The 21,084-nt window shown below is 72.1% G+C and carries 19 protein-coding genes and 1 pseudogene; 10 read left to right on the forward strand and 10 right to left on the reverse strand.

The genetic code is table 11. From position 1 onward, the window contains the following. The first annotated feature begins 196 nt into the window (after positions 1–196). The 6 genes from FIV44_RS07980 to FIV44_RS08005 all read left to right on the forward strand — a co-directional run bounded on the left by FIV44_RS07980 (position 197) and on the right by FIV44_RS08005 (position 5,461). Positions 197–1,039 (forward strand): sigma-70 family RNA polymerase sigma factor, encoded by an 843-nt coding sequence (locus FIV44_RS07980; protein WP_246086873.1) that lies wholly within the window; start codon positions 197–199, stop codon positions 1,037–1,039. A 127-nt stretch (positions 1,040–1,166) separates the two neighbouring features. Further along, positions 1,167–1,964 carry a flagellin N-terminal helical domain-containing protein gene (locus FIV44_RS07985; protein ID WP_141003981.1) on the forward strand — a complete coding sequence of 266 codons (798 nt, stop codon included), beginning with the start codon at positions 1,167–1,169 and terminating at the stop codon, positions 1,962–1,964. Between the two features lie 101 nt (positions 1,965–2,065). Next, positions 2,066–3,403, forward strand: coding sequence for a flagellar filament capping protein FliD (gene fliD, locus FIV44_RS07990; protein WP_141003982.1), 1,338 nt, complete (start codon positions 2,066–2,068; stop codon positions 3,401–3,403). Between the two features lie 10 nt (positions 3,404–3,413). Further along, positions 3,414–3,806 carry a flagellar export chaperone FliS gene (fliS, locus tag FIV44_RS07995; RefSeq protein WP_246086874.1) on the forward strand — a complete coding sequence of 131 codons (393 nt, stop codon included), beginning with the start codon at positions 3,414–3,416 and terminating at the stop codon, positions 3,804–3,806. Then, positions 3,803–4,183, forward strand: a complete 381-nt coding sequence (locus tag FIV44_RS08000; RefSeq protein WP_141003983.1) for a hypothetical protein — start codon at positions 3,803–3,805, stop codon at positions 4,181–4,183. The genes fliS and FIV44_RS08000 overlap by 4 nt, the downstream gene beginning before the upstream one ends. A 546-nt stretch (positions 4,184–4,729) precedes the next feature. Then, entirely contained in the window at positions 4,730–5,461 is a 732-nt protein-coding gene (locus tag FIV44_RS08005; RefSeq protein WP_141003984.1) for an HNH endonuclease signature motif containing protein, read from the forward strand. A 127-nt stretch (positions 5,462–5,588) separates the two neighbouring features. Here the strand turns inward: FIV44_RS08005 and glmM are convergent, their stop codons facing one another. From glmM to rplM, 3 genes are all read right to left on the reverse strand, one after another. After that, positions 5,589–6,944: a phosphoglucosamine mutase gene (glmM, locus tag FIV44_RS08010; protein WP_141003985.1), complete on the reverse strand. Its 1,356-nt coding sequence runs from the start codon at positions 6,942–6,944 to the stop codon at positions 5,589–5,591. Positions 6,945–7,154: 210 nt separating this feature from the next. Further along, entirely contained in the window at positions 7,155–7,655 is a 501-nt protein-coding gene (rpsI, locus tag FIV44_RS08015) for a 30S ribosomal protein S9 (protein ID WP_141003986.1), read from the reverse strand. A gap of 39 nt (positions 7,656–7,694) precedes the next feature. Next, complete coding sequence (gene rplM / locus FIV44_RS08020; protein ID WP_141003987.1) at positions 7,695–8,138, reverse strand: 50S ribosomal protein L13; 444 nt, start codon at positions 8,136–8,138, stop codon at positions 7,695–7,697. A 297-nt stretch (positions 8,139–8,435) separates the two neighbouring features. Here rplM and FIV44_RS08025 point away from each other — a divergent pair, with 297 nt between their 5' ends. Together FIV44_RS08025 and FIV44_RS08030 are read left to right on the forward strand one after the other, a co-directional pair. Further along, on the forward strand, positions 8,436–9,317 hold the full coding sequence (locus tag FIV44_RS08025) for a bile acid:sodium symporter family protein (RefSeq protein WP_141003988.1): 882 nt from the start codon (positions 8,436–8,438) through the stop codon (positions 9,315–9,317). Positions 9,318–9,369: 52 nt separating this feature from the next. Next, complete coding sequence (locus FIV44_RS08030) at positions 9,370–10,659, forward strand: citrate synthase (protein WP_141003989.1); 1,290 nt, start codon at positions 9,370–9,372, stop codon at positions 10,657–10,659. Between the two features lie 63 nt (positions 10,660–10,722). On the opposite strand, the gene FIV44_RS08035 is transcribed toward FIV44_RS08030, so the two are convergent. The 4 genes and pseudogenes from FIV44_RS08035 to FIV44_RS31965 form a co-directional block, all read right to left on the reverse strand. Then, positions 10,723–11,283, reverse strand: coding sequence for a Uma2 family endonuclease (locus FIV44_RS08035; protein WP_141003990.1), 561 nt, complete (start codon positions 11,281–11,283; stop codon positions 10,723–10,725). An 88-nt stretch (positions 11,284–11,371) separates the two neighbouring features. Beyond that, on the reverse strand, positions 11,372–12,691 hold the full coding sequence (locus FIV44_RS08040; protein WP_246086875.1) for a M1 family metallopeptidase: 1,320 nt from the start codon (positions 12,689–12,691) through the stop codon (positions 11,372–11,374). A 54-nt stretch (positions 12,692–12,745) separates the two neighbouring features. Beyond that, positions 12,746–14,047, reverse strand: a complete 1,302-nt coding sequence (locus FIV44_RS31960; protein WP_246086876.1) for a hypothetical protein — start codon at positions 14,045–14,047, stop codon at positions 12,746–12,748. Between the two features lie 860 nt (positions 14,048–14,907). Next, a pseudogene (locus FIV44_RS31965) lies at positions 14,908–16,673 on the reverse strand (non-ribosomal peptide synthetase); the annotation flags it as partial. Here FIV44_RS31965 and FIV44_RS33070 point away from each other — a divergent pair. Then, positions 16,626–17,192, forward strand: coding sequence for an AMP-binding protein (locus tag FIV44_RS33070; protein WP_219996343.1), 567 nt, complete (start codon positions 16,626–16,628; stop codon positions 17,190–17,192). The pseudogene FIV44_RS31965 and the gene FIV44_RS33070 sit on opposite strands and share 48 nt — an antisense overlap. Beyond that, positions 17,165–18,265 (forward strand): AMP-binding protein, encoded by a 1,101-nt coding sequence (locus FIV44_RS33075; protein ID WP_219996344.1) that lies wholly within the window; start codon positions 17,165–17,167, stop codon positions 18,263–18,265. Before FIV44_RS33070 ends, FIV44_RS33075 begins: the two co-directional genes overlap by 28 nt. On the opposite strand, the gene FIV44_RS08055 is transcribed toward FIV44_RS33075, so the two are convergent. From FIV44_RS08055 to FIV44_RS08065, 3 genes are read right to left on the reverse strand one after another with little or no spacing between them, the layout of a single operon-like run. Further along, positions 18,262–19,026, reverse strand: a complete 765-nt coding sequence (locus FIV44_RS08055) for an ABC transporter ATP-binding protein (RefSeq protein ID WP_141003991.1) — start codon at positions 19,024–19,026, stop codon at positions 18,262–18,264. The genes FIV44_RS33075 and FIV44_RS08055 overlap by 4 nt on opposite strands. Before the next feature lie 10 nt (positions 19,027–19,036). After that, entirely contained in the window at positions 19,037–20,089 is a 1,053-nt protein-coding gene (locus FIV44_RS08060; RefSeq protein WP_141003992.1) for a taurine ABC transporter substrate-binding protein, read from the reverse strand. A gap of 2 nt (positions 20,090–20,091) precedes the next feature. After that, the gene (locus FIV44_RS08065) at positions 20,092–20,922 is read right to left on the reverse strand and encodes an ABC transporter permease (RefSeq protein ID WP_246086877.1); all 831 of its coding nucleotides are present in this window, start codon (positions 20,920–20,922) and stop codon (positions 20,092–20,094) included. Between the last annotated feature and the right edge of the window lie 162 nt (positions 20,923–21,084).

Below are 21,084 nucleotides of genomic sequence, written 5' to 3' on the forward strand. Positions count from 1 at the left end.
GACATTCGTGTGGTCCCATCGCCCGGACCGGCCCGTACCTGAGCCGTTTCCGGCAGCTTCACCACCGAACGGTCAGCGCGCGGTTTCCATGGTGACCAGAGGCACCCGGGACCTCGGTCCCCATTTGCCGGACCGTCCGGACCCAATGGATCAAATGCCCTGCGCGCCGCACACCGCGCGCCCGAATCTCGTGCTCGTGAACGCGAACGAGGCGACCGCCACCACGGGAACGGACGAGCTGGTCACCGGCCACATGCCCCTGGTCGGGCACATCGTGCGGGAGACGATGGGGCGGGTGCCGTCCCACGTGAACCGCGACGACCTCACCTCGGCGGGCCTGACCGCCCTGGTGCTGGCGGCCCGTGCGTACGACGACGGCCGCGGCGTGCCGTTCGACCGGTACGCCGCCACCCGGATCCGCGGCGCGCTGCTGGACGAGCTGCGCTCGGTCGACTGGGCCTCGCGGTCCGTACGGCGCCGCGCCCGCGACCTCGCCGAGACGCGCAACCGCCTCTCGGTGGTCCTCGGCCGCACGCCCACCCTCGCCGAGGTCGCCCGCGCCACCGGCCTGAGCGAGGACGAGGTGGTCGCCAACGACGACGACGTGTCCCGGGCCCAGGTGCTGTCGCTGCAGGGCTCGAGCACCACCCCGATCGAGGAGCTGGTGCCGACCCGCGCCCCCTCCCCCGAGGACCTGCTCGAGCACGGCGAGCGGCTCACCTACCTCCGCGAGGCGATCGCCGAGCTGCCGGACCGGCTGCGGGTCGTCGTGGAGGACTACTTCTTCGCCGAGCGGCCGATGGCCGACATCGCGACGGACCTGGGCGTCACCGACTCCCGGATCTCGCAGATGCGCGCCGAGGCGCTCTCCCTGCTCCGCGACGCCCTCAACCACGAGCTCGAGCCGTCGCTCGTGCAGCAGACCGGCAAGGCCGGAGGAGTCGCGCAGCGGCGCCGGGAGTCCTACTTCGCTGCCGTCGCCGCCCGCCACGCCGCCGGCGTACGACGGGGCCTCAGCCCGCTCGACGCGGTCGGCTGACTCGCCGCGGAAACGCCGCGGAAAACCGCTCAGCCCCGCGATCGGCGTACCGATCACCACCCCGAAGGGCGACCACGGACGGTCTCCCGGGAAACCGCAAGTGACCTGATTCCAGGAGGGAAACACCATGGGTCTTCGCATCAACCAGAACATCGAGGCGACCAACGCGTACCGCAACCTGTCGGTGACGCAGAACCAGCTCTCGAAGTCGATGGAGAAGCTGTCGTCCGGCTTCCGGATCAACCGGGCCGCCGACGACGCCGCCGGCCTGGCGATCTCCGAGGGCCTGCGCTCGCAGGTCGGTGGTCTCAAGGTCGCCGTCCGCAACGCCCAGGACGGCATCTCGGTCGCCCAGACCGCTGAAGGCGCGCTCACCGAGGTCCACTCGATGCTCCAGCGCATCAACGACCTCGCCGTGCAGTACGCCAACGGCACGCAGAACACCGACTCGCAGGCCGCGATCGAGGCCGAGGTCACCGAGCTCAACTCGGAGATCACCCGGATCAAGGACAACACCAAGTTCAACGGTGTGGCCCTGTTCGGCGGCACCGCGCTGGACTTCCAGGTCGGGTACGCCGACGCGGACTCGATCACGATCTCGGCGACCGCGCTCGCCGACTTCACGACCGCCGTCGGCACGCTGACCGCGGCCGGCGGCAGCGACGCGGTGCAGGCGGCCATCACCGCCGTCTCGACGCAGCGTGCCGAGCTCGGTGCGGTGCAGAACCGGTTCGAGCACACCATCAACAACGTCAACGTGGCGATCGAGAACCTCTCGGCCTCCGAGTCGCGGATCCGCGACACCGACATGGCCCAGGAGATGATGAGCCTCACCCGCTCGCAGATCCTCTCCCAGGCCGGCACCGCCATGCTCGCCCAGGCCAACTCGGCCCCGAACGGCGTGCTGCAGCTGCTCCGCGGCTGATCCCGCAGCCGCTGCACCCGACGCGTGCCGGTGGGCCGACCGGCCCACCGGCGCTCGCGTCTCTCCCCTCACCGTCCCGAGCACCCCCGCGGAGGAGCACCATGGCCGGCACCAGCAGCATCGGCGGGCTCGCCAGCGGTCTCGACACCGCGACCATCGTCAACCAGCTGATGACGCTCGAGGCCGTGTCGCAGACCAAGCTGAAGTCGCAGGTCACGACCGAGCAGGGCAAGGTGACCGCGCTGCAGAAGCTGAACACCGCGCTGCAGTCGCTCGCCACCGCCGCCAAGGCCATGGCCGTCCCCGCGACGAGCACCTGGTCCAGCCTCACGGCGACCTCGAGCAACACCGGGGTGAGCATCGCGGCCACGTCGGCCGCGACCCCCGGCGCGTTCACGGTGACCGTCGGGCAGACGGCGCTCACCCACCAGCTCGCGTACGCCGACGCCCACAGCCGCTCCGACGTGGTCACCGGCGCGACGAGCAGCGTCGTACTCAAGCGGGCGGGCGAGCCGGACCTCCAGATCGACACCGCGAACGGCACCCTCGAGGAGCTCGCGGCCGCCATCAACGGCGCCGACGCCGGCGTCCGCGCGACGCTGGTGCGGACCGGCAGCGCCGGCGGGACCGACCAGTACCGCCTGCTCGTCGAGTCCTCGGCCACCGGCGCCGCGCAGGCCTTCGAGCTCACCGACAGCAGCGGCGCCGCCCTCCTCGGCGACGCCACCGTGCGCGCCGGACGCGACGCGAGCATCGACATCGGCGGGATCACCGCCACCTCGGCCAGCAACACCTTCGCCGACGTCGTACCCGGCGTGACGATCACCCTCGGGGCGGCGGCGACCGGGAGCGCCGACGTGACCGTCGCCCGCGACGCCGAGGCCCAGAGCGCCGCGGTCAAGGGCTTCGTGGACCAGCTCAACGCGGTCCTCACCCAGATCTCGACGCTGACCGCCAACGGCGCCGAGGCCAAGGGCACGCTCGCCGGCGACAGCACGCTGCGCCGGGTGGCCGGCGCCCTTCAGGACGCGGTCTTCCCGCCCGAGGGCACGTCGATGGCGAGGTTCGGCATCCAGGTGGACCGCTACGGCAAGGTCACCTTCGACGCCGAGGTGTTCGCGTCGTCGTACGCCGCCGACCCGGTCGCCACCGCCGCCGCCTTCACCGGCGCCGACGGCTTCGCCGCGCGGGTGCAGAAGGTCGCCGACGCCGCGAGCGACAAGTACGACGGCACGGTGACGAACGCGATCACCAGCCACACCTCGACCATCACCCGCCTGAACGCGAGCATCGCGGCCTGGGACGACCGTCTCGAGCTGCGGCGGGCGACCCTGGAACGCCAGTACACCGCCCTCGAGACCGCCCTCTCCCAGCTGAACAGCCAGTCCTCCTGGCTCACCAGCCAGCTGGAGGCGCTCGCCAACTCGACCAGCAGCTGAGGACCATCCGATGTACGCCACCACCTCGATGCGCAGCGCGCAGTCCGCCTACCGCGACAACGCCGTGGCGACGGCGTCCCCCGCCCGTCTCCTCGTGATGCTGGTCGAGCGCCTCGTGCTCGACGTCCAACGCGGCCTGGCCGCCCAGGAGGCCGGGCAGTGGTCCGAGGCGCACGAGCACCTGCTGCACGCGCAGGACATCGTGATCGAGCTGGAGTCGAGCCTCGACATCGACCGGATGCCGGCCGGGCGGCAGCTCGCGGCCCTCTACGAGTACCTCCGCGGCCGACTGGTCCTCGCGAACGTCCGCCGCCGGACCAGCCTGACCGAGGAGGCGCTCGACCTCTCCCGGCAGCTCTGCGACACCTGGCGCGAGGCGGCGATGACGGCGGTCGCGCCGTGACCACCGTGCACGCCGCCAGCTCCGCGGTGCCGGCGGAGGGTCCTGAGGCTCCCGTCCACCCCGACCGTCCGGCGTCCTGGCAGGAGGCGCTCGACCGACTGGAGGCGCACGCCGACCACGCCGAGCAGATGCTCCACGGCGTCCCCGCCGGCGCCACCGGTACGACGCTCGCGCCCTGGCTGCCTCCCACCGACCTCGGCCCGATGCCCGGCGAGATGGTCCCCCGCGCCCGCGCCCTCCTGACCCGCCAGCAGCGGCTGATGGCCGCCATCCCCGGCGTCCTCGCCGACACCCGCGGCCAGCAGCAGGTCGCCGACCGGGTCGGACGGGCGACGACCGCACCCACCACGCCGGTCTACCTGGACGTCACCGCCTGACGTCGGGCGGCGGTGGTCCCGACAGCATCTGGCGTGCTGTCCGCGATCCGGGCCGAGGTCGAAGGACGCCAGGCCTCCCAGATCAGGGAGTGGGAGGCCATCGTCACCTGGGCCAGCGAGCACGTCGTTACCACACCGGAGGGTGCGGCGACGATCACCGACGGGTACCTCGATACGGGGGTCCCGATCGCGGGGACGGGGCGCCGTTGGTGTCGGAGTTCGCGCTCATGGAGCTCGTCGCCGTGTTGGGACGTTCGCCGGACGGTGGACGGGCCTATGTGGGGCGGGTCATCGAATGCGCCTGGCGGCTCCCTCAGGTCTATGCCGCCGTGATGACGGGTCGGCTCACCCCGTGGCGGGCCGAGCGGATCGCGGACCTCACCCACGGGTTGAACGCCGACGCGGCTGGGTTCGTGGACCGGCAGCTCGTCCACGCCTCCGGGGTCGGGTGGGCCCAGCTGGACCGGCTCATCGCCGAAGCGATCCTCCGGTTCGACCCCGAACGCGCCCGAAGCCGAACGCGCGACCGCGGCCGATCAACGCTATGTGGAGGTCGGGGACCCCGACACCCACGGCAACACGAACGGGATCGTGCACCTCTCCGGGGTCCTCGACGCTGCTGACGGACACGACCTCGATGTTGCGATCACCCGCCGCGCCCACCTGCTCGGGGACCTCGGCAACGACGCTCCGCTCGATGTGCGCCGCTCGGTCGCGCTCGGCGAGTTGGCCCGGGCCGACCTGATGCTCGATCTCGACGGACCCGGCCCCGGCTCACCAGGGTCCTTGGGTTCCCCGGGCCGCAAAGCCGTCGTGAACGTGCACATCACCGACACCACCCTGGTCGGTCACAACCCCGTGGGCCGCTGGGACGAGGGACGGTGCCCGATCTCGAGCGAGCAGATCAAGGAATGGCTCGGCTCGGCCAGCACCGTGATCGTGCGACCGGTGATCGACCTGGCCGACCACGTGCCGATCGACTCCTACGAGATCCCCGAGCGCCACCGCGTCCAGGTCCAGCTCCGTGACCACAGGTGCCGCTTCCCCCACTGCACGAGACCGGCCACCCGCTGCGACCTCGACCATGCCAGGCCCTATGGCGAGGGTTGGCCGACCTGTCCGTGCAACGAGGTGCCGCTCTGTCGTAGGCACCATCGCGCCAAGACCCACTCCGCGTGGTCCTACGACATCGTGATGCCCGGCTCCTATGAGTGGACCAGCCCGAGCGGCTTCCGATTCCGGGTCGACCACCACGGCACCCACCCACCGGACGACTGAATCCCCCGCCCGCACCCCGCAACCCGACGGTTGCGGGGATGCAGGCGTGTCCAGACCCACTCTCAGCGCTGCGATCCCCGCAACCCAGCAGACCGCAAGGAGAAGCGGACCGGCCGCCGGACAGCTGTCAGAGCGCCAGCCGCTCCCGTACGACGCCCGCGAGCCGCTGCGCGACGGCCTCGGCCTGCTCGGCGGTCGGGGCCTCGACCATGACGCGGACCAGCGGCTCGGTGCCGGAGGGACGCAGCAGCACGCGGCCCGTCGTACCCAGCTCGGCCTCGGCCCCGGCGACCGCCTCGAGCAGGGCCGGGTCGTCGGTGCGGGTGCGGTCGACGCCGCCGACGTTGACGAGCACCTGCGGGAGGCGGGTCATCACGCCGGCGAGATCGCGCAGGGAGCGGCCGGTGGTGGCCATCCGGCGGGCGACGTGGAGGGCGGTGAGGATGCCGTCGCCGGTGGTCGCGTGCTCGCGCAGGATCACGTGGCCGGACTGCTCGCCGCCGAGGCTGTACCCGCCGCGGCGCATCTCGTCGAGGACGTACCGGTCGCCCACGGCGGTCTGCACGACCTTGACGCCGGCGGAGTCCATGGCCTGGAGCAGGCCGAGGTTGCTCATCACGGTCGCGACGAGGGTGTCGTCGACGAGCCCGCCGGCCTCGCGGAGCGCGAGCGCGAGGACCGCCATGATCTGGTCGCCGTCGACGATCTGGCCGGTGTGGTCGACGGCCAGGCAGCGGTCGGCGTCGCCGTCGACGGCGAAGCCGGCGTCGGCGCCGTGGTCCAGCACCGCCTTCTGCAGGGGCCCGAGGTGGGTGGAGCCGCAGCCGTCGTTGATGTTGAGGCCGTCGGGCGAGGCGCCGATGGTGATGACGTCGGCGCCGGCGTCGGCGAGCGCCCGGGGGCCGACCTCGCTCGCCGCGCCGTGGGCGCAGTCGAGGACGAGCCGCAGCCCGGCCAGCGGTCGGCCGGCGGGGGCGTCGAGGGTGCGGACCAGGTGGTCGACGTACTCCTTGACGGTGGGACCGTACGGCGTGACCCGGCCGACCGCGGCGCCCGTCGGGCGCTCCCAGTCCTGGCCGAGGAGCGCCTCGATCTCCCGCTCGAGGGCGTCGTCGAGCTTGACTCCGCCGCGGGCGAGGAACTTGATGCCGTTGTCGGGCATCGGGTTGTGGGAGGCGCTGATGACGACGCCGACGTCGGCGCCGAGGGCGTCGGTGAAGTAGGCGACGCCCGGCGTCGGCAGCACCCGCAGGCGCAGTACGTCGACCCCCGCCGAGGCGAGGCCGGCGACGACGGCGTGCTCGAGGAACTGCCCGGAGATCCGGGTGTCACGGCCGACGACGGCCAGCGGGCGCGGCCGGCTGTACCCGCCGTGCTCGACGAGCACGCGGGCCGCGGCGCTGCCGAGATCGACCGCCAGCCCGGCGGTCAGCTTGTCGTTGGCCAGCCCACGGACCCCGTCGGTCCCGAAGATGCGCGGCACGTGCTCCCCCTGGCGATTGGTGTGGTGCGGGTGAAATGGCGACAGGGCCACGGACCGCGGCTGCGGTGCGTGGCCCTGTCGTGTCGATCTTTGCGCTGCGTCGCGTGCCGGAGTGCCTCGCAAGGCGGAGCCGCGAAGGCGACCTCTGAGGCGGAGCGGTCGTCGAGCGGCGACAGTCGCTCGCTGCGGTGCCCGGCACGCGGCGCAGAATCAGCGCTTGGAGTACTGCGGGGCCTTACGGGCCTTCTTGAGACCGGCCTTCTTGCGCTCGGTCGCCCGGGCGTCGCGGGTCAGCAGACCGGCCTTCTTCAGCGTCGGGCGGTAGGCGTCGACGTCCACCCCGTTGAGGGAGCGGGCCACACCGAGGCGCAGCGCACCGGCCTGACCGGTGATGCCGCCGCCGTGGATGCGGGCGATGACGTCGAAGCGGCCCTCGAGGCCGAGCGCCGCGAACGGCTCGTTGACGACCTGCTGGTGCAGCTTGTTGGGGAAGTAGTCGTCGATGGTCCGGCCGTTGATGGTCCAGTTGCCGGTGCCGGGGACGATCCGCACCCGGGCCACGGCCTCCTTGCGGCGGCCGGTGGCGGCGCCGGGGGCGATGGTCACGGGGCGGTTGTCGACGGCAGCCGACGGGGAGGTCTCGCTGGTGTAGGCGACACCCTGGTCGTCGGTCTCGAAGGTCTCCTCGACCTCGTTGGTGTTCTCAGTCACGATGGGTCAGTCCTCAGTCCGTTCAGATCAGTCGAGAAGTCACTGGGAGATCTGGGTGATCTCGTAGGGGACGGCCTTCTGGGCCTGGTGGGGGTGAGCCGGGCCGCTGTAGACCTTCAGCTTCTTGATCATCTGCCGGCCGAGGCGGTTCTTCGGCAGCATGCCCCAGACAGCCTTCTCGACGGCCTTGCGGGCGTCCTTGTCGAGGACGTCGCCGATGGGGGTCGCGGTCAGGCCGCCGGGGTAGCCGGAGTGGCGGTAGACCAGCTTGTCGGCACGCTTGTTGCCGGACAGGGCGACCTTGTCGGCGTTGACGATGATGACGTAGTCGCCGGTGTCGGCGTTCGGCGCGAAGATCGGCTTGTGCTTGCCGCGCAGCAGGTTCGCGGCGGTGACAGCCAGCCGACCGAGGACGACGTCGGTCGCGTCGATCACGAGCCAGGCGCGCTCGACGTCGCCGGGCTTCGGAGCGTAGGTGCGCATGAGTGCGTACCCTTCCTTGCTAGTTCGTTGCCCGTACGACGGTCGCCGCCCGGGTTGCCTCCGCGGCGGACCGCTCGGGCGACGTCTCCTGACGAACTCAGCCCGGCCCACGCACGCTCGTCTCTCGACGATCCATGGGCGATCCGGGTCTGCCCCGCGCGGACCGGGCTCCGGGAGGAGCGGGCGCGCGAAGCGGCAGGAGACGCGACCAGCAAGACTACGGGCGCCCCGGAGCACGGTCAAAATGCCGCCTCATGGTGACCTGTGTCACACTCTGGCCTCCGGAGAGGAGAGGCCGTGGACTCAGGACTGGTGTCGGTCGGGCTTCCGGCCGCCCTGGCGATCATCATGTTCGGCCTCGGGCTGGCGCTGACGGTCGACGACTTCCGCCGCGTCGGGCGCACGCCGCTGCCGGTCGGCGTCGCGCTGGCCGCGCAGCTCGTCGTCCTGCCGCTGGTGTGCTTCGGCCTGGTCCTCGCGCTCGACCTCGAGCCGATCCTCGCCGTCGGCATGATGCTGCTGGCGGCCTCGCCCGGCGGTACGACGGCCAACCTGTTCAGCCACCTGTTCCGCGGCGACGTGGCCCTCAACATCACGCTGACGGCGGTCAACTCACTGATCGCCGTCGTCAGCCTGCCCCTCGTCGTCAACCTCGCGGTCGGCTGGTTCGACCCGCCCGGGGCCGACGACATCGGGCTGCAGCTCGCCAAGACGGCCCAGGTGTTCGCGATCGTGCTGGTGCCGGTCGCGCTGGGGATGCTGGTCCGGCACGCCCGGCCGGCGTTCGCGCAGCGCGCGGACAGGCCGGTGCGGATCGCGTCGGCCGTCGTCCTCGCCCTGGTGATCGCCGGGGCGCTGATCGGCGAGCGGGAGAGCCTCGCCGACTACCTCGCCGACATCGGCGTCGCCACCGCGCTGTTCTGCGCCCTCAGCCTGACCATCGGCTACCTGCTCCCCCGCCTCTTCGGCGTCGCCGAGAAGCAGGCGCTCGCCTCCGCGTTCGAGGTCGGCATCCACAACAGCACGCTGGCGATCGCGGTCGCCCTCAGCGTGCTCGACAACGACACCCTGGCGGTGCCGGCGGCGGTGTACGGCGTACTGATGTTCCCGCTCGCGCTGCTGGCCGGATGGCTGCTCACCCGCTCCCGGACCGGCCGGGTCGCCGACCCCGCTCGGTGAGAAAACGGACACCGCCTTTTGGTCGAGTGACGCAGGCGACTAGGTTGCAAGGGTGACTGACTCTCTCACCGTACGCGACAACCGCACCGGCGCGGAGTACGAGATCCCGATCACCGACGGCACCATCAAGGCCGCGGACCTCGGGCAGATCAAGCTCAACGACGACGAGCCGGGCCTCGCCACCTACGACCCCGGCTTCGTGAACACGGCCTCCTGTCGAAGCGCCATCACCTATATCGACGGCGACAAGGGCATCCTCGAGTACCGCGGGTACCCGATCGAGCAGCTCGCCGAGAAGTCGAACTTCCTCGAGGTGGCCTATCTCCTCATCCACGGCGACCTGCCCACCAAGGAGCAGTACGAGCAGTGGGTGCACGAGATCACCTTCCACACGTTCGTGCATGAGAACGTGAAGACGTTCATGCAGGGCTTCCGCTACGACGCGCACCCGATGGGGATGCTGATGGCGTCGGTGGGGGCCCTGTCGACGTTCTACCCCGAGTCGAGCCGCATCGACGACCCCGACAACCGCCACATCCAGATCGTCCGGATGATCGCCAAGATGCCGACCCTCGGCGCCTGGTCCTTCCGCCACGCGCAGGGCAAGCCGTACGTCTACCCCGACAACGAGCTGTCGTACGCCGAGAACTTCCTCTCGATGCTGTTCAAGATGAGCGAGACGAAGTACGCCGCGGACCCGCGCATCGCCAAGGCGCTCGACGTGCTCTTCATCCTGCACGCCGACCACGAGCAGAACTGCTCGACCAACGCGGTCCGCTCGGTGGGCTCCTCGCAGGTCGACCCCTACTCGGCCGTCTCCGCCGGCATCGGCGCCCTGTTCGGCCCGCTCCACGGCGGCGCCAACGAGGCGGTGCTGCGGATGCTGCGCCGGATCGGCACCAAGGACAACATCCCCGCCTTCATCGAGGGCGTGAAGAACGGCGAAGAGCGCCTGATGGGCTTCGGCCACCGGGTCTACAAGAACTACGACCCGCGCGCGAAGATCATCAAGAAGGCCTGCGACGACGTCTTCGAGGTCACCGGGGTCAACCCGCTGCTCGAGGTCGCCCAGGAGCTGGAGAAGATCGCGCTCGAGGACGAGTACTTCGTCAAGCGCAAGCTCTACCCCAACGTCGACTTCTACTCCGGGCTCATCTACGAGGCCCTCGAGTTCCCGCCGGAGATGTTCACGGTCCTGTTCGCGATCGGCCGCACCCCCGGCTGGCTCGCGCAGTGGCTGGAGCTCGTGCAGGACAAGGAGCAGAAGATCGCGCGCCCGAAGCAGATCTACACCGGCGCGCGCACGCTCGACTTCGTCCCCGCCGAGCAGCGCTGGGCCTGAGTCCCACCCGCCTCGTCACGGCCCCGGTCACCTGGTGACCGGGGTCGTTGCGTCGGCGGGGCGTCAGGCGAGGAGTGCGTCGACGTCGACCGGAACCTCGACCTCGCCGTAGCGCAGGGTCGCCTGGCCGCTGGTGAAGCGGGCGGTCTGGACGTAGATGCCGTCGACCAGGTCCATGGTCACGACCTCGTGGTCGCGGGGATCGACGATCCAGTAGCAGGGTGCGCCCCAGGCGGCGTAGCGCTGCACCTTGGCGATCATGTCCCGGGCCCGGTTGGTGGACACGATCTCCACGATCAGGTGCGGCGTCCCCGACAGCGCTCGCTGCTCGTCGGTCACGTCGTGGACCATCAGGTCCGGGCCGACCTCCTCCCGGACGCCCGAGGGGATCCAGCCCCAGCCTCGGGTCACCTGGGTGCCCGGAGCCACATGCTGGTGCAGGATCATCTGCAGCCGGAACTCGATGTTCTGGTGACGCTGTGAGGGCTGTGCGGCCACGACGAGTGCTCCTTCGTAGTACTCGCTCGGGACCACATCCGCTTCGAGGTATTCCTCCCAGGTCATCGGAAAGCGCTGCGCCTCGTCGCTGGGCCGGATGTCACCGGGCTGGATCGCCACGCTCATCGCCACTCCTTCCGGTTTCGGCGTCTCCCGAGATCGTCGCCGATGCCTTGACCCTCCGCAACCGCCCGAGGACTCGCAACCGGCGGCGTCAACCCTGTGGAAAACCGGGCAGAGCGACGTCGTACAGCCACGGCCGGAGCAGCCCGGCGACGTCGGTGCCGGTGCGGGCGGAGGCGAAGTCGAGGAAGTCGTCGGTGGTGACGGACTCCCCCGCCCGTGACCCGGCCCAGTCGCGGAGGACGCCGAAGAAGGCCTCGTCGCCGACAGCCACGCGCAACGCGTGCAGGGCCAGGGCGCCGCGCTTGTAGACGCGGTCGTCGAACATCAGCTCCGGCCCGGGATCGGCGAGGACGAGGTCCTGCGGCAGGTCGGCGAGTCGCTCGTGGTGGTGGCGGGCCCACGCGTCGCAGGTGCGCGGGCCGCCGCTCTCCTCCGACCACAGCCACTCGGCGTAGCAGGCGAAGCCCTCGTGCAGCCAGATGTCGCGCCAGCGGCGCAGGGTGACGGCGTTGCCGTACCACTGGTGGGCGAGCTCGTGGGCGATCAGCCGCACGTGCGACCAGTCCGGCTTGCAGTAGTTGCGGCCGAAGGTCGACAGGCTCTGGCTCTCCAGCGGGATCTCGAGGTCGTCGTCGGTGATGACGGCGGTGTACCCGTCGTAGGGGTACGGCCCGAAGACCCGCTCGAAGAACTCCAGCATCGCCGGCTGCTGGTCGAAGGAGCCGGCGAGGTCGGCGTCCGGCGGCGCGATGGTGCGGGTGCGCGGGCCGTGGTCGGTCGTGGCGTAGCGGCCGATCTGGACCGTGGCCAGGTAGGTCGACATCGGCCGGTCCATCACGTAGGTCCAGCTCTCGGCGCTCGCGTGGCGCTGGTGGGCCGCGAGCGTGCCGTTGGACACGACGGCGTAGCCGGTGGGCGCCGCCAGCGTGATCCGGTACGTCGCCTTGTCGTCGGGCCGGTCGTTGCACGGGAACCACGTGGGCGCGCCGTGGGGCTGAGCCGCGACGATGACGCCGTCCTCGAGCTCCTCCCAGCCGGCGTCGCCGTGCCGGCGGTCGATGACCGGCTTCGGCGACCCGCCGTAGACCACGGTCAGCCTCAAGGGCGTGCCCGCGGCCACCGAGCGGTCGAGCTGCAGGACCAGCCGCCGCTCGCGGGCCGACCACTTCTTGACGCGGGCGCCGTCGAGGCGCAGCTTGCCGGCGCGGAGGCCGGCGAGGTCGAGCACCAGTCGCGGGGTGTCCTGGAGCACGACGAGGTCGAGGACCGCCGTCCCGGTCAGCCGGTTGCCGTCGGGGACGTAGGCGAGGTCGAGGTCGTAGTGCCGGACCGCGTACGACGGGTCGCCGTGGCCGGGCAGGTACGGATCGGCGGTGGGGAGCTGCGGCACGGCGGTCAGTCGGCCCACGGGCCGATCGGGTTGCCGATCCAGCGCGTCTTGTCCGGCACGGTCTCCCCCTCATCACCAACGACACCGGCCCGACCGTAGCGTGCCTGCCCAAGGTCGCGGCCGGCAGCACCACCGAGTTGGGGCCCACGGTGGCGCCGCGGTGCAGCCGGACGGCGTCGGTGGCGAGCAGCCGGTCGTGGAACAGGTGGGTCTGCACGACGCTGCCCTGGTTGACGACTGAGCCGGCGCCGAGCTCGACGAGGTCCGGCTCGGGCAGCCAGTACGACTCGCACCACACGCCGCGTCCGACTCGCGCCCCATCGCCCGGAACCATCCGGTGATCAGCGGCGACCCGGTCGCCAGCCCGGCGAACCACGGCGTCGCGACCACCTCGACGAAGGTGTCGGCGAGCTCGTTGCGCCACACGAACGAGCTCCACAGCGGGTGCGACCCCGCACGGACCCGGCCGACCAGCAGCCACTTGGCGAGCACCGCGACCACGGCGGCCAAGAGCCCGGCGCCCCACAACAGCAGGGGTACGGCGAGCACGCCGGCCACCGCGCCGTACCGGACCCAGACGGCGAGCGTCCCCAGCACCACCGCGAGGTGGAGGCACACGGCGAGGGTGACCGGGACCAGCCGGGCGACCTCCCAGCAGCCCCGGGCGACCTTGAGCCGGGTCGGCGGCGCGTAGGTACGCTCGTCGGCGGAGCCCTGGGCGGCCCGGCGCAGCGGCGCGGGCGGGCTGCCGAGCCAGGACTCGCCGGCCTTGACGGCCCGACGGGCCGGCGCGGCGGAGAGGACCGCGACGAGCGAGCGCTTCGGGACCTTGCGGCCGGGCGCCGCCATCGCGGAGTTGCCGACGAAGGCCCGCTTGCCGACCTTGACCCGCTCGGCGCGCAGCCAGCCGCCGCCGAGCTCGTAGCCGCCGATCAGGGTGTCGTCGGCGAGGAACGCCTGGTCGCTGACGCTCACCAGCGACGGGATCATCAGCGCGGTGGACGCCTCGACGTCCTTGCCGATCCGGGCGCCCAGCAGCCGCAGCCAGCCCGGCGTCAGCTGGGAGCTGTAGAGCGGGAACAGCCAGGTCCGCGCCTCGTCGAGCACCCGGATGGTCGACCACACGCACAGCGCGGGCCCGCTCTGCAACGGGTGGGCGCCGGCCCTCACGCCGAGCCCGAGCAGCCGGACGGCGCCGAGGATCAGCGCAGCGAGGACGACGACGCCGGCCGGCACCGCCGGCACCAGCCAGGGCGCGATCGCCGCGGCCGCGTCGCCCGCGCCGGCGGTGCTGCCGACGTCGGCCAGCAGCAGGACCGGGACCACCACGACCAGCACCGCGAGCGCGGGCAGGCAGGAGAGCGCACCGGCCACGGCGGCGTACCCGATCGCCCAGGCGCGCAGCGAGCCGCGGGAGGCGGCCGGCCGCTCGGCCCAGGGCCCGCGGGCGGCGCCGCGCATCCGCACCGCCGGCGCCCCCGACCAGAACTCACCGGCCGGGACCTCGCCGAACACCGCCGCCCCGGCGCCACCTCGGCGTCGTCGCCGACGACCGCGCCGGGGCACAGCATCGAGCGGGTGCCGACCCGGGCGCGCCGACCGACCCGGATGCCGCCGACGTGGAGGGTGTCGCCGTCGATCCAGTAGCCCGTCAGGTCGACCTCGGGCTCGATCGAGGCGCCCTTGCCGACGGTGAGGTGCCCGGTGACCGGGGGCAGCGAGTGCAGGTCGGCGCCACGGGCGACCTTGGCGCCGAGCAGCCGGGCGTACCAGGCGATGTACGGCGCCCCGGACAGCCGGGTCGCGCCCAGCTCGTCGGCGAGCCGCTCGGCGGTCCAGATCCGCAGGTGCACCTTGCCGCCGCGCGGGTACGCGCCCGGTTGCACGCCCGCGAGCACCGCCTGCGCCAGCTTGGCGGCCACGAGCATCCGACCGGGCGGGCTGACGAACACGACGCCGAGCAGCGCCAGCACCCACCACGGGACGACCGGCAGCCACGCCACGTCGAGCAGGTCGTGCACCAGCCGGGCGGCGGTGAGGGCGACCGCGAGCCAACGCGGTGCGGCGAGCGCCCGGAGCAGGGGTACGGCGAGCACCTGGCCGACCTGCGTCTTGCGCGGGATCGGCTTCACCCTGCGGCTCTGCTCGGCCAGCGCGGCCGGCTCCAGGGAGTCGAGGAAGCCCGCGAGACCCGCCACCGTGGGGTTCTCGTAGAGGTCGGCGACGGTCAGCTCGGCGTGGTCGGCGCGCAGCAGCGTGACGACCTGGGCGGCGGTCAGACTGCCGCCGCCGAGGTCGAAGAAGTCCGCGCCGGGGCCGTCGGGCACGGCGCCGATCACCTGCTGCCAGACCTCAGCGATCCGCGCGGCGGTGCCGTGCAGCCCGGCGCCGGCCGGGTCGGCGGTCGGCAGCGGCCACGGCAGCGCGTCGCGGTCGACCTTGCCGGAGGTGCGGGTCGGGATGTCGTCGACGACCGCGAGCCGCGGGACCAGGGCGGCCGGCATGGTGGCCCGCAGGTGCGCGGTGGCCGCGGTGCCGTCGTACTCGGCGGTGGTGGTGACATAGCCGACGAGCAGCTGGTTGCCCGTGCTGGTACGACGCACGGCCGCCGCGGCCGCGGTGACCCCCGGCAGCGCGAGCAGCGCGGAGTCGATCTCGCCGAGCTCGATCCGGCGCCCGCCGACCTTGACCTGGTCGTCGGCGCGGCCGGCGAAGAGCAGGCCGGCCGGGTCGTTGATGACGATGTCGCCGCTGCGGTAGGCGCGCTCCCAGCCGAGCGCGGGCATGGGGGCGTACTTCTCGGCGTCCTTCGCCGGGTCGAGGTAGCGCGCCAGGCCGACGCCGCCGATGATCAGCTCGCCGCGCTCGCCCTCCGCGACGGGGTGGCCGGTGGCCGGGTCGACGACGACGAGGTCCCAGCCGGCCAGCGGCAGGCCGATCCGCACCGGGCCGTCTGCGTCGACGAGCGCGCCGCACGCGACGACGGTGGCCTCGGTCGGGCCGTAGGTGTTCCAGACCTCGCGGCCCCCGCGCACCAGCCGCGCGGCCAGCTCCGGCGGCAGCGCCTCGCCGCCGAGGATGACCATCCGGACCCGCTCCAGCGCGTCGTCCGGCCACAGGCTGACCAGGGTCGGGACGGTCGAGACGATGGTGATGTCGTTGGCGGTCAGCCACGGCCCGACGTCGACGCCGCTGCGCACGAGCGCCCTGGGCGCGGGGACCAGGCAGGCGCCGTACCGCCAGGCGAGCCACATCTCCTCGCAGCTGGCGTCGAAGGCGACGCTGAGACCCGCCATCACCCGGTCGGACGGGCCGATCGGCGCGTCCTGGAGGAACATCCCGGCCTCGGCGTCGACGAAGGCGGCGGCGTTGCGATGGGTGACCGCGACCCCCTTCGGCGTGCCGGTCGAGCCGGACGTGAAGATCACCCACGCGTCGTCCTCGACGGCCGGGTCGCGACGGTCGCGGGCCGGGGCGTCCCGGTGCGGCTCGATCACCAGGCCGGGGCCGATCAGCGCGGCGACCCGCGCCTCGCCGAACACCAGCCGGGCCCGCTCCTCGGGGTCGTCGGCGTCGACGGGGACGTAGGCCGCGCCGGCGAAGAGGACCCCATGATCGCGACGTACAGGTCGGTCGTGCCCGAGGGCAGCCGGACCCCGACCTTGTCGCCGGGCCCGATCCCCAGCTCGGCCAGGTCGACCGCGACCGCCTCCGCCGCCTCCGCGAACTCGGCGTAGGTCACCGTGTCGTTGCCGCTGTCGAGCGCCATCGCGTCCGGGTGGTCCGCCGCCGTACGCCGGAGCACGTCGACGAGCGTGCGTGGCGCCGGTGCCTCGTCGCCGCGGAGCAGGGGGTTCACCTCTCGATCCTCGTGGACGCAGGTGAACGGGAAGTGGCCGGATGGAGGACCGGTCCGTTGTGCCGGCTTGTGATGTGGGCCACAATCGGCGGGGTGAGCGCGACGACCCAGCCATCTGCCGAGTCCCCCGACATCGCCCATCGAGCCTGGCCGCCGGCGAACCCGCCCGAGCCGACGTACGTCGAGGACCGGCTCAACTACTGGGCGGAGGCCACGCCCGACGCCGAGGCGATGACCTATCTCGGCCGCACCTGGACCTGGCGGGAGTGGGCCGACCGGGTGCACCGCGCGGCGGGCGGCCTGCGCGACCTCGGCATCGCCCGCGGCGACGTGGTGTCCTTCCTCGACAAGAACCACCCGGCCTGCGTGGAGATCAGCCTGGCCGCCGGGTCGATCGGCGCCGCCAACGCGATCATCAACTGGCGCTCGGCCGGCGACGAGATCGACTACGCCGTCAACGACTCCGGCGCGAAGGTGCTCTTCGTCGGGCGCGAGCTGATGCCGACCATCGAGGCGATCCGCGACCGGCTCCCCAACGTGCAGACGATCATCGAGGTCACCCCGAGGGTGGCGAGGACGACGCGTACGAGCGGTTCCTGGCCGCGGCCCCGCCCTGCGACGACGGGCCCGACGTGCTCGAGGACGACGTCTGCCTGGTGATGTACTCCTCCGGCACGACCGGGCGGCCCAAGGGCGTGATGCTCACGCACCGCAACATGGTCCGGCACACGATCAACGCCCACGACGGCTGGGGCTTCGAGCCCGGGGACAAGTCGATGGTGGCCATGCCGCTGTTCCACGTCGGCGGGTCGTCGTACGTCCTCTTCGGCATCCACGACGGCATTCCCAGCGTGATGACCCGCGAGCCGGACGCCGCCTCCCTGGCCGGCGCGATCCTGGCCGGCGCCAACCGCACCTTCCTCGTGCCCGCCGTGCTGGCGCAGGTGCTGCAGGCCGGGCCGGACGCGATCAAGCTCTTCGGCGCGCTGAAGACCTACACGTACGGCGCCGCGCCGATGCCGCCGCCGCTGCTGCGCGCCGCGATGGAGGCATGGCCGGAGACCGACTTCATCCAGGTCTACGGGCTCACCGAGGTCGCCGGCGTCGCCACCCACCTGATGCCCGAGGACCACCGCACCGCCGAGGCCGACGGCCACCCCGAGCGGCTGGTCTCCGCCGGGAAGCCGCTGCCGGAGTGCGAGGTCCGCATCGTCGACCCGGCGACCCTGCAGGATCTCGACACCGGCGAGCACGGCGAGATCTGGCTCAAGACCCCGCAGCTGATGAAGGGCTTCCTCAACAAGCCGGAGGCCACCGCGGAGGTGATCACGTCCGACGGCTGGTTCCGCACGGGCGACATGGGCCATGTCGACGAGGACGGCTATGTGTTCGTCTCGGACCGGCTCAAGGACATGATCATCACCGGCGGCGAGAACGTGTACTCCCCCGAGGTCGAGCGGGTCCTCTCCGAGCACCCCGGCGTGCTCGAGGTCGCCGTGATCGGCGTCCCCGACCCGACCTGGGGCGAGTCGGTCAAGGCCGTCGTCGCGCTCAAGGAGGGCTCGGACGCCAGCGAGGTCGAGCTGATCGAGTGGACCCGCGAGCGCCTCGCCCACTTCAAGGCCCCCAAGACCGTCGACATCACCGAGGCGCTCCCCCGCAACCCCACCGGCAAGATCCTCAAGCGGGAGCTGCGCAGGCCGTACTGGGAGGAGCAGCAGCGCCAGGTCTAGTGCGCGATGGCGGCCCGCACCCGTGCGGTCGTCGCGGCGAACGTCGGCAGCGCCCGGATCTCGTCGGGGGCGAGGGTGGCGTCGGAGGAGAAGGGCACCTGCTCGTCGAGCACGATCCGGCCGGGGCGGGGGCTCATCACGAGCACCCGGGAGCCGAGGAAGACGGCCTCGTCCACGCTGTGGGTGATGAACAGGATGGTCTTGCCGGTCTCGCGCCACAGGGTGAGCAGCTCGTTCTGGAGCCGCTCGCGGGTGAGGGCGTCGAGGGCGCCGTACGGCTCGTCCATGAGCACCACCTCGGGATCGCCGGCGAGGACGCGGGCGATCTGGGCGCGTTGCTGCATGCCGCCGGAGAGCTCGTAGGGACGGCGGTCGGCGGCGTCGGCGAGGCCCACGAGCGCGAGGTACCGGTCGGCGACGGCGAGCCGCTCGGCCTTGCCGACCCCGCGGAGCTTGGGACCGAGGGCGACATTGCGGCGTACGTCGAGCCAGGGGTACAGCGTCGGCTGCTGGAAGACCACCCCGCGGTCGGGCCCGGGACGTCGCACGGCGGCGTCGCCGACCACCACCTCGCCCTGGGAGGGCGCGGCGAAGCCGGCGATCATCCGCAGCAGCGTGGTCTTGCCGCAGCCGGACGGGCCGGCGAGGGTGACCAGCTCGCCCGCGGCGATGTCCAGGTCGATCGGGCCGAGCGCGGGCACGGCACCGCCGCGGACCCGGAAGGCGTGCTCCAGGCCCGCGACGGTGATGCCCCTGCTCATCGGCCGCGGCTCACTTCCCGGCCGACGCGGCGACCGCCGGGTCGACCCCCGCGCTGTAGACGTCGGCGGACGCGACGGACTCGATGCCGTCCTGGCCGAGCAGGAACTCGGCGGTGGCGAGCAGGTCCTCGCCGAGCTGCCTGCCCAGCCAGTCGTCGCTCGCCTGCTCGGCGGCGCGCAGGTAGGTCAGCCCCGCGAACTGCGCCTTGGCCTCCTCGGCCGTGACCCCGACCTCGACGGCGACGCTCTCCGCGGCCTTGTCCGGGTCCTCCAGGATCTGCTGGACGGCGTAGTCCTGCGCCTTCGCCCACACCGCGAGGAACGCGGGGTTCTCCTCGACGAAGGACGTGCTCGCCAGTCCGAGGTCGTACGTCGGCTTGCCGGCCTCCGCGGTGTCCGCGCTGGACAGGATCACGGTGCCGCCGTCCTTCTTCAGCTCCGAGAGCGTCGGGTCCCAGATCCAGGCGGCGTCGATGTCGCCCTTCCCCCACGCCGGCGCGACCTGCTCGGGCTCGCTGTTGATCAGCTTGTAGTCGGCCGGGTCCTCGCCGGCATCGGCGATCGCCTGCAGCAGCGAGTAGTGCGCGGTCGAGCCGAAGGGAGTGGCGATGACCTTGCCCTTCAGGCCGGCGATGTCGGTGATCGCGGGGTCGCGGACGACCAGCGACTCGGCCTCGCCGATGACGTCGTGGATCCAGATCACCTCCACCGGCAGGCTCAGCGGCGCCGACAGGGCCTTGGTGGACGGCGAGGAGCCGGCCAGGCCGAGGTCGAGGCTGCCGGCGCCGAAGGCCTGGATCACGTCGCCGCCGGAGGCGAAGTTGCTCCACTCGATGGTCGCCTCCGGCAGGCAGGACTCGAGGATCCTCTGGTCCTTCACGACGACGTCGCCGTTCGGGATCTTCTGGTAGCCGATGCGCACCGTGCCGGTGACCGACTCGTCGGCGGCCCAGGGGCAGTCGCTGGCCGAGGCGGTGTCCTCCTCGCCGAGGCTGCAGGCGGACAGCGGCAGCACGATCGCGGCGACAGCGGCGCCGAGGACGGACGTGCGGATGCGGTTCATGGTCAGGCCTTTCCTCGCCACGGGACGACGAGCTTCTCGATGGTGCGGATGACGGCGTCAAGGGCGATCGCGGTGAGGCCGATGACGAGGATGCAGGCGACCGACAGCGCGATCTTGTTCTGCGTTCCCGAGAGATAGGCCAGGCCCCCGATGCCCGGCAGTCCGTTGACGAGCTCGGCGGCGACGACCGTCGTCCACGCGAACCCGACGGCCACCCGCAGCCCGGACAGGATGTCGGGCAGGGTGGCGGGGAGGATGACGTTGGTGGTGACCTGGAGCCCCGACGCGCCGAGGCTGCGGGCGGCGTTGACCTGGTCGATGCGGACGCCGCGGACGCCGTTGATGGTGGCGAGGGTGATCGGCGGGAAGGCCGCGAGGAACAGCAGCCACACCTTCGAGGTGTCGTAGATGCCGAACCACGCCACCAGGAAGCCGATATAGGCCAGCGGCGGCAGCGAGCGGAGGAAGTCGACGTACGGGCCGGCGAGGTCGCCGACCCAGCGCACGGTGCCCATCAGCAGCCCGAGCGGTACGCCGACGGCGACCCCCAGCCCGAGGCCGAGACCGATCCGCCGCAGGCTCACCAGCAGGTGCTCCCACAGGAAGTAGTGCTCCTCGCCGCGGACGACGCGGTCGATGCCGCCGCCGACCGGGTGGTGGCTGTTGGCGCGGACGAAGGCGTTCCAGACCTCGACCGGGCTCGGGGTCAGGTAGTGCGGCTCGACGATGTCGGCCGCAGCCACGACCGACCAGACGACGAGCAGCACGACGAGGCTCGCGACGAGGCCGATCCAGCGGCGGGGCCCGCTGCGGGCGTCGGAAGGGGTGGACACCCGACGCAATCTATAGTGATTTGCTCAACTTTATCCATTTCTAGTCCCCAGCAGGCTCAGAGGAAGTCCTCACCCCGGTCTCAGCCGGATCACAGGGACGGCTCGCACAGTGAGGACATGACCCAGGTCCTGCCCCCGATCCCGCCGGCGCAGCCGGTACCG

The sequence above is a fragment of the Nocardioides humi genome (assembly GCF_006494775.1).
Lineage (GTDB): Bacteria > Actinomycetota > Actinomycetes > Propionibacteriales > Nocardioidaceae > Nocardioides > Nocardioides humi.

Bases quoted from the DNA above. Each gene is read 5' to 3' on its own strand.
- FIV44_RS07985 (WP_141003981.1), top strand. From the start codon at position 1,167: ATGGGTCTTCGCATCAACCAGAACATCGAGGCGACCAACGCGTACCGC.
- FIV44_RS08060 (WP_141003992.1), bottom strand. From the start codon at position 20,089: ATGAACCGCATCCGCACGTCCGTCCTCGGCGCCGCTGTCGCCGCGATC.
- FIV44_RS08055 (WP_141003991.1), bottom strand. From the start codon at position 19,026: ATGAGCAGGGGCATCACCGTCGCGGGCCTGGAGCACGCCTTCCGGGTC.
- fliD (WP_141003982.1), top strand. From the start codon at position 2,066: ATGGCCGGCACCAGCAGCATCGGCGGGCTCGCCAGCGGTCTCGACACC.
- fliS (WP_246086874.1), top strand. From the start codon at position 3,414: ATGTACGCCACCACCTCGATGCGCAGCGCGCAGTCCGCCTACCGCGAC.
- rplM (WP_141003987.1), bottom strand. From the start codon at position 8,138: ATGCGCACCTACGCTCCGAAGCCCGGCGACGTCGAGCGCGCCTGGCTC.
- FIV44_RS08035 (WP_141003990.1), bottom strand. From the start codon at position 11,283: ATGAGCGTGGCGATCCAGCCCGGTGACATCCGGCCCAGCGACGAGGCG.